Here is a 13,885-nt window from a genome sequence, read left to right on the forward strand (position 1 = left end):
TTTTATATGCGTTTTTTAATATTGTTTACTGTCCACAATATTACGCACTATCAGGGAGACAAGGGTTTATTCTCTGACAAAAAAGGTTTAATACTTGTCAGCGGTGGTTCAAAAGCAGTCTTCATGGCTCTAAATTTTGCTGGGACTGGTGCCAAACTGCTTTTTGAAGCATGTACTAAAATATTTCGGGTCAGAAAATCCGACCATATTCGCCACTTCCCCTATCGAATATTTCCGGGAAACCAGCAGCTCTTTTGCCTTGTTCAAACGGACAATGCGGATGAAGTCATTCGGTCCCTGCCCGGTCAGCGTCTTTATCTTATTGTAGACAGAAGTGCGGCTCATGCCCAGCATCCGGCAGAAGTCATTGATGGAGAATTCCGAATCGGACAACTCCTCCTCAATCACTTTCATAACCTTGTCCAGGAACTCCTTGTCCAACTGGCTGGTATAGTCTGTCTCTTCGGGCTGCGCATCCATCGCCAACACGGTTTCGCGCAAATGCTGCCTATTCTGAAGAATATTCCTGATACGCACTTTCAGCACAGACAAGTCGAAAGGCTTGATGATGTAGTCATTGGCACCGGCTTCCAGTCCGAAGATGATATTTTCCCTCTCACTCAGTGCGGTCAGTAATATAATAGGTATATGGCTTGTATCTACCGATGATTTCAGAATCCGGCACAATTCATCACCTTCCAGTACCGGCATCACAATGTCCGAGATAATGATATCAGGATTGATTTCCCTTGCCGTCTCCAATGCCTTTCCGCCGTCGGGCACGGCAACTACCTTATATTCGGAAGACAAGCTGTCCACCAGATACTCCCTCATATCCGCATCGTCCTCCGCCAGAAGAAGGACATTCTTCCCGGCACGTTCCGTTTCTTCATGCACAGCCCCGGTAGCGGCCTGAGCTTCTTCCCGGCCGTCAGCCTTCGCTTCCACCGCCACGCTCGCCTTTATCCTCTGCGGGAAAGTTACCGTAAACGTAGTTCCCTGCCCTTCCACGCTACTGAAAGAGATGGTGCCGTGATGCTGTTTCACAATGCGGCGCGTAATCATCAGACCGATACCCGAACCGGTTTCCTCAAAGTTCATGGCATTCTGGGCTCTATAATATTCGTGAAAAATATTGCCCTGCTCCTCTTTCGGAATGCCGATACCCGTATCCTTCACTTCAATAGTCCACTTCTTTCTTGCAGTCTTCACCAGTATATGGATGACTCCCTTCTCTGTATACTTCAAGGCATTGGAGAGCAGATTGTCTATGATATGATCCATCTTCTCCCGGTCAATCCAAACCTTGGGCATATCCGGCTCCACCTCCAACTCTATCCCGACGCTCTTCTGCATGGCGGCTAAGTGAAACTCCGCCATTTTTTCCTCCAGATAAGCCTTAATGTCGTATGGAGAAACCTTCAGACACTCCTCGGCATGCAGTTCCGTTTTCTGCAACTCAAGCAGTTGAGTAATCATTCCCATCAGTTTTTCCACATTCTTCATTGCCACCGCAACGGTTTTCTTACCCTGCTCCGGAAGTCCCTCCTGCGCTTCGAGCTCGCTCAGCGGAGCCTTTATTAAAGTAACCGGTGTACGGATATCATGGGCTATACTGATAAAGGAACGTATCTTGTCCCTTATACGCCCCTCGTTCACCTTATGCCTCCTATACAGCACAAACATGTACACAAAGACAGACAACAAAATGAAATAGATGAACAGCGCCCACCACGAAACCCAGTAAGGGTTATGAATGACAATGTCCAGACTTCTTTCTCCCACCTGCTGCCCGGTGTATTTATCAAATGCCCGCAAGCGGAATACATACTTACCGGACGAGAGATTCATATAGCTCACGTTCCGCACTGAATTGGAGTGTTCCCACTCCTCATTGTGATTTTCGAGCCTATACTCATACCTGATACGATGCGGGACTGCAAAGTTGATGGCAGAGAAGGAAATAGAGAAGGAGTTTTGATTATACTTCAAATCTATTTTCCGGGTATCATTGATATTCGTTTGCAAAAGAGAGCCTTTCATTCCCGCTTTGACCGATTCGTAAAGCAGTTTAAAGTCTGTCAGAATCAGCTCAACAGACACATGGGGCCCTAAGTCCAAAGACGGGAGAAAGGAAAGAACCCCTTCTGCAGTACCGAAAGCAAGACATCCATTCTTCAACTTAAGGGCAGCATTCGGATTGTAATATCCCCAGCTGACATCCAAAAAATCATTGGCACTGATGATAATATCCCGGGAGCAGTCCAAGCAATACAATTCCTTCTCCGTACTGAACCAGATACGCCCTTCGTTATCCTCCAGCAGGCTGTTGATGGAATTGGAAACCAGATTGTCATCTACGGTATATGCATGCGCCTCTTTCCCATCCGGCCCAACACGTATAAGGCCTTCCCCGTCTGTAGCCAGCCAGGTATCGCCGGATGAGGACTGCATCAGGCAACGGACAGGATAATGCAGAGAGATGTCTCCAAACGTCTGATGCCACTGCGTGTCTCCCGACTTCTTATCAAAGACGGCCAACCCGCTGCAACCGGCAATCAGTAATGAGCCCCCCTTACCCGGCTTTATGTCACCTATGCAATCAATCGGGTAATATGTATAAGTATCCGTCCGTATATCGTAACGGGTAAACTCTCCTTCAATACCACCGAACCAGACATAATCCCCTTCCGCATAAATGGCATAAACATAGTCGGTAGCCATTCCCTTCTCCGGATGTGCATTTCTTTTCTCTTTCTTCTGTACCCGTCCGGTCTGTTTATGAATACAATAGACACCGATACCATAGCCACCTACCCAGATGTTTCCCCTGGAGTCTTCAGCAAGCGCCAATACCACTTTGCCACTATATTCCGTACCGTCCAGATAGTGGGTCCATTTGCGTGACCGAGGTTGATAGAGGCTGACGCCGTTGTTTGTACCATACCAATAATCTCCCTCCGAGTCCTGAAACATCACATTTACATGGTCCGACTTCAGGGAATTATCATTATTGCGTTCGTGCCTGATTCTACAGACATCCGGCATCTCCGGATCCAGATAGCTGATGCCATTCGTAGAAGTGCCAATCCATACAACTCCGGATTCATCCACACAAATATCGGATACCGTATTACCACTCAAGCTTTTGTCATCATCCCCGTTATTCATGTAATGGTTCAAAAGTTCTCCAGTAGCGACATCCATGCAAAAAACACCTGCACCGTCGGCTCCCACCAGCAGCAAATTATCCTTTGTCCTTGCAAACGAACGGATAGGTACATGAGGAATCCGCTCATTCAACGGATGTATCCGCCCGTCGGGACCGTCAAGCACAAATACGCCGTTTGAAAAGGTACCGATGAACAGCTTCGCTCCGAAGACATAGAGCGATTCCACATGCATCTCTGTATGCAGGTCAACCGGCCTCGTCTCAAAAGACGAAGAACCTGCCGCTCCTGCCTTCGTCAGCCGGAAGACACCCTTGTCGGTGCCTGCAAAAAACACTTCATCTTCCATTTGGACCATGCAACGGACAGATTGCCCCTTCAATCCGGCAAAAGACAGTCCTGCACTTTCTTCCCAAGAATAAAGCCCCTTCGACATACACAACCACAAACGGTTTTCGTCATCAAACAGCATATTATACAATACCGGAGAAGGCAGGTAATCAGCCAAGTCCACACGCAATTGGAAAGAGTCCGTCAGTTTGTTGTATGCATAGATTTTTCCATTCTTCAATGCAACCCAGACAATACCCTCCTTATCACACATCATGGTAGTGGAAGACTGGATATTGTCCCTGGAATCAACCATTCCGTCCAGCTTGTAATGCTTGATTTCATTCCCGTCATAACGATCTATCCCGACATGAGTATACACCCAGACAAATCCGGCTGAATCCTTGTTTATCTGGAATACTTGCCGACTGCCCAATCCCTCCTTGATACCCAAGGTGCGGAATGAACCGGCAAACAAGTCAGCGAACAAAAAAACGAACACCCATAACAGCAAAAATGTACATGCAACGGATTTATATGGAAACGGATATGGAGCAGACATAGGTCATATATTGTTTTTCGGATGCAATATTACGCATAAATATAAAAAAAACGGTCGAAAAACTATCCGAATAGGTTCGATTTCTATTACTTTTGCCTTCCGAAACCAACAAATCATGAGAAGCCATGCTCAGTAAGTTCAAATTAAACCAGCTCTATTTCAAGGACACACAGTTTGCCAACCTCATGACACGGCGTATTTTCAACGTCCTTCTGATAGCCAATCCTTACGATGCTTTCATGCTGGAAGATGACGGCCGCATCGACGAAAAGATATTCAATGAATACACTTCGCTCTCCTTGCGCTACCCTCCCCGTTTCACGCAGGTTTCCACTTGCGAGGAGGCGCTGACACAGCTGTCCTCCATCTCTTTCGACCTCATCATCTGCATGCCGGGCACGGGAGACAACGACAGCTTCGACGTGGCACGATACATCAAAAACCTGTATGAACAGATTCCGATGGTGATACTTACCCCTTTCAGCCACGGCATCACCAAGCGTATTGCCAATGAAGACCTCAGTCCCTTTGAGTATGTGTTCTGCTGGCTGGGAAACACCGACTTGCTGGTTTCCATCATCAAGCTGATAGAGGACAAGATGAACCTGGAGCACGACGTCAACGAAGTGGGTGTGCAGCTCATCCTGCTGGTGGAAGACGGCATCCGCTTTTACTCCTCCATCCTGCCCAATCTGTATAAATTCGTATTGAAGCAGAGCCAGGAATTCTCTACCGAAGCACTGAATGCCCACCAGCGCACACTGCGCATGAGGGGACGTCCCAAAATTGTACTGGCACGTACCTATGAAGAAGCCTTTGGCATCTACCAAAAATATAAGAATAATATATTAGGTGTCATCACCGACGTACGCTTCCCCCGCGTAGAACGGGGCGAGAAGGACGGACTGGCCGGTATCAAGCTCTGTGCCGCCATCCGCAAGGAAGACCCGTTTGTACCCCTTATCATACAGTCCAGCGAATCGGACAACGTAGCGTATGCAGCCAAATACGATGCCGCCTTCATCGACAAGAATTCCAAAAAGATGGATGTGGACCTGCGCCGTATTGTATCAGACAATTTCGGCTTCGGCGACTTTATCTTCCGCAACCCGGACACGCTGGAAGAGATTGCCCGCGTAAAGAATCTCAAAGAGCTGCAGAACATTCTTTTTGCTGTTCCGGCAGAATCATTCCTTTACCACATCAGCCGCAACCACGTCAGCCGCTGGCTCTACTCGCGTGCCATGTTTCCCGTGGCAGAGTTCCTGCGGCCCATCACCTGGAATAGCTTGCAAGACGTGGATGCCCACCGTAAAATTATCTTCGAGGCTATCGTGAAATACCGCAAGATGAAAAACCAGGGAGTAGTGGCAGTCTTCAGGCGCGACCGCTTTGACCGATACTCCAACTTTGCCCGTATTGGCGACGGTTCGCTGGGAGGCAAGGGGCGCGGACTGGCTTTCATCGACAACCTGGTGAAGCATCACCCCGAGTTCGAAGAGTTTGAGAATGCCCGTGTCGCCATCCCCAAGACCATCGTGCTCTGTACCGATGTGTTCGACGAGTTTATGGATACCAACAATCTGTATCAGATAGCCTTGTCCGATGCCGACGATGACGTCATCCTGCGCTACTTCCTCAAAGCAAAGCTGCCCGACCGCCTGGTGGAGGACTTCTTCACCTTCTTCGACGTGGTGAAGTCGCCGCTTGCCATCCGTTCGTCCTCGTTGTTGGAAGACTCGCACTACCAACCCTTCGCCGGCATCTACAACACCTACATGATTCCCTATCTGGACGACAAGTACGAGATGCTGCGCATGCTGAGCGATGCCATCAAGGGAGTATATGCTTCGGTCTACTTCCGCGACTCGAAGGCATACATGCAGGCAACGAGCAACGTTATCGACCAGGAAAAGATGGCTGTCATCTTGCAAGAGGTAGTGGGCAACCAGTATGGTGACCGCTACTACCCCAGCATGTCCGGCGTGGCACGTTCGCTCAACTACTACCCCATCGGCGACGAGAAGGCAGAAGAAGGTATCGTCAATCTGGCGCTCGGTTTAGGTAAATACATCGTGGACGGTGGCATGACGCTCCGCTTCTCGCCCTATCACCCCAACCAGGTGCTGCAAACCAGCGAAATGGAGATTGCCCTCAAAGAGACTCAGACCCGCTTCTATGCCCTCGACCTGCGCAATGCCGGTCACGACTTCTCCATCGACGACGGCTTCAACCTGCTGAAACTGCACGTCAAAGAAGCGGAAAAGGACGGAGCACTGAACTACATAGCCTCCACCTACGACCCTTACGACCAGATTATCCGCGACGGGCTTTATCCCGGCGGACGCAAAGTCATCACCTTTGCCAACATCCTGCAACACGACGTATTCCCCCTGCCACGCATCCTGCAACTGGCTTTGAAATACGGAGAGCAGGAGATGCGCCGTCCCGTAGAGATAGAGTTTGCCGCCACCATGAGCCGCGAGAAGGACAAAACCGGCACCTTCTACCTGCTGCAAATCCGCCCGATAGTCGACACCAAGGAGATGCTGGATGAAGACCTTACCGCGATTCCAGACAACCAGGTACTACTCCGTTCCAACAACTCATTGGGACATGGCATCATGAACGAGATACATGACATTATCTATGTGAAGACAGACGACTATAGTGCCTCCCACAACCAGGAGATTGCCTGGGAGATAGAGAAGCTGAACCAGCAGTTCCTGGACGAAGGCCGCAACTATGTCCTTGTAGGTCCCGGACGCTGGGGTAGCAGTGACACCTGGCTCGGCATCCCCGTGAAGTGGCCGCACATCAGCGCCGCCCGCGTGATAGTGGAAGCCGGACTGACCAACTACCGGGTAGACCCCAGCCAGGGAACCCACTTCTTCCAGAACCTGACCTCCTTTGGAGTGGGATACTTTACCATCAACGCCTTTATGAATGACGGCGTATACAACCAGGAATTCCTGAATGCACAGCCTGCCGTACACGAGACGAAGTACCTGCGGCATGTACATTTCCACCAGCCGATGGTGGTAAAGATGGATGGCAAGAAGAAACTGGGAGTGGTGCTGATGCCCGAAGAATAAATCAGTCCGTCAGCCGGTGCAGCACAATCATCACCACCTCTGCGGGAGCAAACATGCGGATGGCTTTCTGCGAAGTGCCGATGCCGTTGGTGACAATCATCGGGATGTTCTTTGAGTTGTACTTCAGCCCGGAGAGGAACCGCTGCCCGTAGTGCGAGGGGACTATCGGTGCATAAAGCCCGAACAGCGTCACCTGCCCGCCATGCGTGTGTCCGGCCAGGATGAGATCGGAGTTTGTCACCGGGACGTCCTCGGCATAGTCTGGCGTATGCGTCAGCAGGATTACGAAATCGTCGGGCGAAAGGCCGAGTGTGGGCGATGTGCCGTTCTTGCCCAAGTCGAAAGGATTGCGCACGCCCGCCACAAGAATCCGCTCACCGCCACGCCGCAGGGTGTCCACCTTATGCTCCAGCAGATGCATGCCATAATGCCTCATTTCGCGCACGATGTCGTCATAGCAAGCCTCGTAGTCATTGTTGCCAAGCACGGCATAGGTGCCCAACGGCGTCTTCACTTGCGCCAGGGCAGCCATGACGGGCGGCACGTACTGGCAGCCTTCGTGAAAGTCACCGCCAATCAGCAGCACGTCGGCCTTCTGGTCTATGAGCAGGCGGACCAGGTCCTTCAATCCCTCCTCCTTCAGCAGGCTTTTGTAGTGCAGGTCGGAGACAAAGGCGATGCGGAAGCCCTCGAAGGCGGCAGGCACGTCGCGATGCGTGAAGTCGTACGTCTTAATGCGGCTGACGCCCTTATAGGCCGAGCCTACGTGGGTGGTTTTCGATGTGATTCTTGTACCTCGCTGCACAATTACCTTTTGTACCGGTGCCGTTTTCTTTATCTGCTGTTTCTTTACCTCGCCCTTCGCCGGCTGGCGGCGGACATTACGCAAATCAGACTGGTCAAAGGTGAACATCGGCGAAAGGCGGGCAGGCAACCCGATAGTATCGCCAAGCTGCGTGCTGTCTGCCTGCATGACTGGCTGCGGCAACGACACGGTAATCATCCGCTTGGAACGGCAGGAAGACAAGAGCAGCAGAGAAAGAATGGATATGTAGACTAACTTCTTCATCATAAGTGGGTACAAATATAGGGATTTTCAGTATTTTTGCTGGCAGATGCCGAACTAAATTGGAACTACGATGAACGAGATTAAACAGAATTCACCCTACGCATGGTTTCTCGCCGCCCGCCCCAAGACGTTGACGGGAGCCATCATCCCGGTATTGCTGGGCAGTGCCCTTGCCTTCAGCGACGGACAGTTCAAGACCGCACCCGCCCTGCTGTGCGCCCTCTTTGCCTGCGGCATGCAGATTGCCGCCAACTTTATCAACGACCTCTTCGACTTCCAGAAAGGGACCGACCGTCGGGAAGACCGGCTGGGGCCGCAGCGCGCCTGCGCCGAAGGTTGGATTACGCCGGCAGCCATGAAAACCGGCATCGGCATCGCACTGACACTGTCGTGCCTGGCAGGGCTGGCAGTGCTGTTCACCGTCTGGGGGCAGCTGCCCCACGGAGGCTGGGAACTGGTGGTGCTGGGCGTGGTGTGCATACTGTTTGCTTTCCTCTATACCACGCTGCTCTCCTATCGGGGCTGGGGCGACGTACTGGTGCTGGTGTTCTTCGGCTTCGTGCCCGTATGCGGCACCTACTACGTGCAGGCCTATACGCTGAATATGGATGTGGTGGTGCTGTCGCTCGTCAGTGGCCTCGCCATAGACACCTTGCTGATGGTGAACAACTATCGCGACCGCGAGCAGGATGCCGTGAGCGGCAAGTGTACGCTGGTGGTACGCTACGGCAAGAAGTTCGGTGAGAATATGTATCTGGCACTGGGCATCGCCGCCGTGCTGCTCTGCTTCTGGTTTGTCTACACGGGCAAGCTGACTCCGCTGGAATTTATCTGGGCTCCCTGCGTCTATCTCTATATGCACGCACTGACGTGGCGCAAAATGATACAGATAGGTAGCGGTAAAAAGCTGAACAGCATACTGGGCGAGACGTCGCGCAATATGCTGTTCTTAGGATTACTGTTAGCGGTGGCGCTGAATTGAGAGGTTAGAGGTTAAGGATTAGCGGTTAGACCCTAATCCCTAAACCTTAACCTCTACCTCCATACATCTGTTCGTAATACTTCTGATAATCACCGCTGGTCACTTCTTCCACCCACGGCTGGTTGTTCAGGTACCATTCAATGGTCTTGACGATGCCGACCTCGAACTTCGTCTCCGGATACCAGCCCAGGGCATTGGTAATCTTTGTGGGGTCGATGGCATAACGCTGGTCGTGACCTAGGCGGTCTTTGACGAAGGTGATAAGGTCTTCGTTTATCCAGCTGATGTCAATCGTGCCGTCGGCGGCTTTTACTTGTTTCTTCAGCACTGCACGGTAACGGGGTTCTTCCTCCATCAAGCGGCGGACGGTGGCAATAGTCAGCTTCACGATTTCAAGATTGGTCTTTTCGTTGTGACCGCCTACGTTGTAGACTTCGCCTTCCACACCCTCGCGGACAACCAGGTCGATAGCTTTGCAGTGGTCTTCCACGTAGAGCCAGTCACGCACGTTACTGCCGTCGCCATAGACGGGGAGGTTCTTGCCTTCGAGAATATTCTTGATGATAAGCGGAATCAGCTTTTCGGGGAAGTGATAAGGACCGTAGTTGTTGGAACAGCGGGTGATAGTGACGGGCATCTTATAGGTATCGTGATAGGCCATCACTACCATATCGGCACTCGTCTTGCTGGCGCTGTAAGGGCTGTGCGGGCAGAGCGGGGTTTGCTCTGTGAAGTAGCCTTCGGCACCAAGTGAGCCGTAAACTTCGTCGGTAGACACTTGATGGTAACGAACGCCTTTGCGCCAAGTGGGATAACCGGACTCGTCCTTACCCGTGACCCAGGCACGGCGGGCGGCATCGAGCAGGTTTTGTGTACCCAGGATGTTGGTCATCAGGAAAAGCTGGGGATTCTCTATGCTACGGTCTACGTGGCTCTCGGCAGCAAAATTCACTACGTAATCGAATTTATACTTGGCAAACAGTTTGTCGGCAAGCACGCGGTCGCAGATGTCACCTTTTACAAAAAAGCAACGTTCATCGTCAATGTCATTGGCAATGGTGCCCAGATTGCCTGCGTAGGTCAAGGCATCCAGTATCACCACTTTAATATCATTATGTTTTGCCAGGATGTATTTAATATAGTTGGCGCCGATAAAACCGGCGGCACCGGTTACGAGATAAGTCTTCATGAGAATTAAAAATTATAAATTAAAAATTAAAGTCAGCGGGCCTTTATAGGAGAACTATTCTCCTTCTCTTTTTGGGGAACAAAGAGTTCATCGCTTCGATTCAGCCAGTTCCATCAGGTATTTGCCATATTCGGTCTTGCCAAGCTGTTCACCCAAGCGATACAGCTGGTCTACATCTATCCAGCCCTTGCGCCAGGCAATCTCTTCGATACAGCTCACGCGGAAGCCTTGACGGTTCTGGATGGTGGCGACAAAATTGCTGGCTTCCAGCAGGCTGTCGCAATTGCCGGTGTCGAGCCAGGCAAAGCCACGGCCGAAGAACTCCACTTTCAGCGTGCCCTCGTCCAGATAGAGACGGTTGAGGTCGGTAATTTCGTATTCGCCGCGAGCAGAGGGCTTCAAGGAGGCGGCTTTCTCTGTCACGGTGGAGTCGTAGAAGTACAGTCCGGGGACGGCATAGTTGCTTTTAGGATTGGCAGGCTTTTCTTCCAGCGAGACGGCTTTGCCGTTGGCATCAAACTCCACTACACCGTAGGCACGGGGGTCCTTGACGTAATAACCAAAGATGCAGGCACCCTTGTCTATGGAAGCGGCACGCTTCAGCATGGCGGAGAAGCCTTGACCGTAGAACATGTTGTCGCCCAGAATAAGGCAGCCCGGTCCGCCGTCCAAGAACTCTGCACCCAGCACAAAGGCTTGTGCCAGTCCGTTGGGATTCTCTTGTATCTTATAGGAAAAGGACATACCGAGTTCTTCGCCGGTTCCCAGCAGCTCGCGGAACATGGGTAAGTCACGTGGAGTAGAGATAATAAGCACTTCGCGAATTCCCGCCAACATCAGTGTAGAGAGCGGGTAGTATATCATCGGCTTGTCGTAGACGGGCATTATCTGCTTGGAGATAGCCTTGGACAACGGATAGAGACGAGTGGCACTGCCACCTGCAAGAATAATTCCTTTCATATTTCAGTTCTTTTTCGGTGATACTTCAAAATGGAGAATAAAATAAGAAGGAGGACGATGCCCCACGGCTCTACTTGCTATTCGGGCACAAAGATAATGGAAAAATTGGATTAAGTGAAGGCTTGGTTTCATCTTTTTACTTCATTGCTTTGCTTACTCCGGTACATTGTTTTGCTTACTTCAGTGCGTAACGGCCGTCACCCCTTGATGAAACGGTCTTCACTGTCTTATCCTGATATAGGTAGACACATTTACAAACTAATAAATGTGTTACTATTATGACTTCAAAACGAAAGCTTTATCGTGAAGATGAAAAACTGTTTTTTCTTCACTCTTACTACCAATCAGGTATGAGTAAGCATGCCTTTTGCCGGGCACATGGCATTTGTTGCCCTGCCTTGCTAAATAGTTGGATTAAAAAGTATTCAAATTTAGCAGAAGAGCTATCTTTGCCTTCTGAACAAGAATCACCAGATATGTCCAATCGCAGCAAGGAAGCCTACAAAGATGAAAATGCCCAATTAAAAAAGCGCATTAAAGAGCTGGAGAAAGCTCTGTCTTTCTCCAAGCTGGAAACAGAAGCCCGTGAGTTGATGATTACGCGTGCTGAAGAACTCTTCAACATCCCTATCAGAAAAAAATCTGGGGCCAAATCGTAACGGAACTGGTCAGTCAGCGCAACCTGAAAGTTGCGTTGGCCTGCCGTCTGTTTGGCCATTGTTGTCAAGCCTACTACCAGTCAAAGGCTGACATTGAGAGTCAGATACATAGGGAACGTCTCATGCTGGATGCTGTCCGTGATATCCGTATCGAAGATCCGGGTATAGGCTGTTACAAACTGTGGATTATGCTCACCGTGCTTTTTGGAGCCGGGTTCATGCCTGGGCGGGACAGCTTTTATGCATTGCTCCGGCAACACCGCTTGATGCTTCCTGCCCGCAAGACCCGGCATACGACGAACTCCAACCATCGCTACCACAAGTGGAAGAACCTAATCAAAGGACTGACCTTGACTTCAGCCAACCAGTTGTGGGTCAGCGACATTACTTATATACCACTTGCCAATGGTGAAGTCTGTTATCTGCATCTGATTACGGATGCCTACTCCCATAAGATAGTGGGATGGGTGCTTGCCGACACCTTACGGGTATCGGCAACCATCAATGCATTGCAACAGGCTATAGAGCAGGCTGTTGAAATGACAGGAGATGAAAATCTTACGGGCCTGATACATCACTCGGACCGTGGCGTACAATACTGTTGCGACCCATACGTGGCACTTCTTCAGAAACATGGCATTGCCATCAGTATGACGGAAGACTACAAACCCACCGACAATGCCGTTGCGGAACGTATCAACGGGATTATTAAGGCGGAAAGCAGCCATCCTCGAGGCCGGTTCAACGACATCGGGCATGCAAGAAATGTCATAGCTCGCTACATACATTTCTATAACCATCGCAGACCGCATATGAGTATCGGGTATAAAATACCTGCTGTGGCGCATCTGGAGAAGGGAATACAGAAGAAAATGTGGAAGAAGAAAAAATATCCTTCCACAAGTAGCAATAAAAAGAAGGATGCAATATCTTTGCAAAGCCGGACAGCAAGTCCGGGCGAAGGCGCAGGACAGCGCACCTGACAAAGACAGAATGCCTCTTTTAGGGGCACCCAGTCTTGCCGGACAAGCAAGCACGGGCTCTGCAAATGCAGCAGGATGACTGTCAACAGAATCAGGACAACTCACTTTGCTGTGTCTACTATATCAGCAGGGCTTGGGAAGAAGTGACTACTGAACCAGTACAACATTCCAAGAACCGTCTACTGATATCGGTTATAAAAAGAAAAAGCGTCTAGCTAAATCAGGAAAAGACACACCTCAGCGTGTAACGACCTTTACCAAATAGTGTAACGGCCTTTACCCAATAGCGTAACGACCTTTACATTAGCATGTAACGGCTTTTACACTACAGCGTAAACAATCGGTAAATACAATCCATTGAAAATAAACAAACTACATCATCGGTCAGCAAGTTCTATCACCTCCAAATCTTTAAACGTTCCCCCATCAACCGCAAAGCGTACCATCGTACGCACCTTATGGAAACCTTGAATGCCCGCAGCGCCCGGATTGATGTGGAGTACATCCAACGTCTTGTCATACTTCACCTTCAGTATATGCGAGTGCCCGCTGATGAACAGCTTTGGGGGACGCACCAGAATGCTACCCTTGATGGAAGGGTCGTAGTTGCCGGGATAACCGCCGATATGCTTCATCAGCACCTCCGCCCCATCCACCGTGAAACGGAGAATCTGCGGATAGAGCTGCCGTATCTCCTGCCCGTCAATATTGCCATACACGGCACGGAAGGGACGGAAAGCCGCCAGCTTCTGTGCCACTTCCAGCGAACCGATGTCACCGGCATGCCATATTTCGTCACAGCCCTCAAAATATTGCAGGTACTTTTCATCCCAGTAGCCATGCGTATCCGATAATAAACCAACTTTTGTCATCTTTCCTTTGTTTA

9 protein-coding genes are annotated in these 13,885 nt (G+C 50.3%); 4 read left to right on the forward strand and 5 right to left on the reverse strand.

The window, feature by feature from the left end; genetic code table 11:
- Positions 1–129 precede the first annotated feature (129 nt).
- On the reverse strand, positions 130–4,062 hold the full coding sequence (locus tag DWY57_RS03890) for a hybrid sensor histidine kinase/response regulator transcription factor (protein WP_117588429.1): 3,933 nt from the start codon (positions 4,060–4,062) through the stop codon (positions 130–132).
- Positions 4,063–4,187: 125 nt separating this feature from the next.
- Between DWY57_RS03890 and DWY57_RS03895 the strand changes: the two genes are divergently transcribed.
- Entirely contained in the window at positions 4,188–7,157 is a 2,970-nt protein-coding gene (locus DWY57_RS03895) for a PEP/pyruvate-binding domain-containing protein (RefSeq protein ID WP_119957927.1), read from the forward strand.
- Between the two features lies 1 nt (position 7,158).
- On the opposite strand, the gene DWY57_RS03900 is transcribed toward DWY57_RS03895, so the two are convergent.
- Entirely contained in the window at positions 7,159–8,226 is a 1,068-nt protein-coding gene (locus DWY57_RS03900; RefSeq protein ID WP_034523237.1) for a metallophosphoesterase, read from the reverse strand.
- 70 nt (positions 8,227–8,296) lie between these two features.
- Between DWY57_RS03900 and menA the strand changes: the two genes are divergently transcribed.
- The gene (gene menA, locus DWY57_RS03905; RefSeq protein ID WP_005827044.1) at positions 8,297–9,208 is read left to right on the forward strand and encodes a 1,4-dihydroxy-2-naphthoate octaprenyltransferase; all 912 of its coding nucleotides are present in this window, start codon (positions 8,297–8,299) and stop codon (positions 9,206–9,208) included.
- A 46-nt stretch (positions 9,209–9,254) separates the two neighbouring features.
- Here menA and rfbB read toward each other — a convergent pair whose 3' ends face one another.
- Positions 9,255–10,397, reverse strand: coding sequence for a dTDP-glucose 4,6-dehydratase (rfbB, locus tag DWY57_RS03910; protein WP_119961346.1), 1,143 nt, complete (start codon positions 10,395–10,397; stop codon positions 9,255–9,257).
- Positions 10,398–10,484: 87 nt separating this feature from the next.
- The gene (gene rfbA / locus DWY57_RS03915) at positions 10,485–11,357 is read right to left on the reverse strand and encodes a glucose-1-phosphate thymidylyltransferase RfbA (RefSeq protein WP_022401146.1); all 873 of its coding nucleotides are present in this window, start codon (positions 11,355–11,357) and stop codon (positions 10,485–10,487) included.
- A 278-nt stretch (positions 11,358–11,635) separates the two neighbouring features.
- Here rfbA and DWY57_RS03920 point away from each other — a divergent pair, with 278 nt between their 5' ends.
- Both DWY57_RS03920 and DWY57_RS03925 read left to right on the forward strand, forming a co-directional pair.
- Complete coding sequence (locus tag DWY57_RS03920; protein WP_005829611.1) at positions 11,636–12,016, forward strand: transposase; 381 nt, start codon at positions 11,636–11,638, stop codon at positions 12,014–12,016.
- A gap of 23 nt (positions 12,017–12,039) precedes the next feature.
- Entirely contained in the window at positions 12,040–12,999 is a 960-nt protein-coding gene (locus DWY57_RS03925; RefSeq protein ID WP_279387020.1) for an IS3 family transposase, read from the forward strand.
- 377 nt (positions 13,000–13,376) lie between these two features.
- Here the strand turns inward: DWY57_RS03925 and DWY57_RS03935 are convergent, their stop codons facing one another.
- A complete protein-coding gene (locus DWY57_RS03935; RefSeq protein WP_005827049.1) occupies positions 13,377–13,871 on the reverse strand; it encodes a metallophosphoesterase family protein in 495 nt (164 codons plus the stop codon).
- Between the last annotated feature and the right edge of the window lie 14 nt (positions 13,872–13,885).

This window comes from Bacteroides sp. AF25-5LB, assembly GCF_003602965.1.
Taxonomy (GTDB): Bacteria; Bacteroidota; Bacteroidia; order Bacteroidales; family Bacteroidaceae; genus Bacteroides; species Bacteroides uniformis.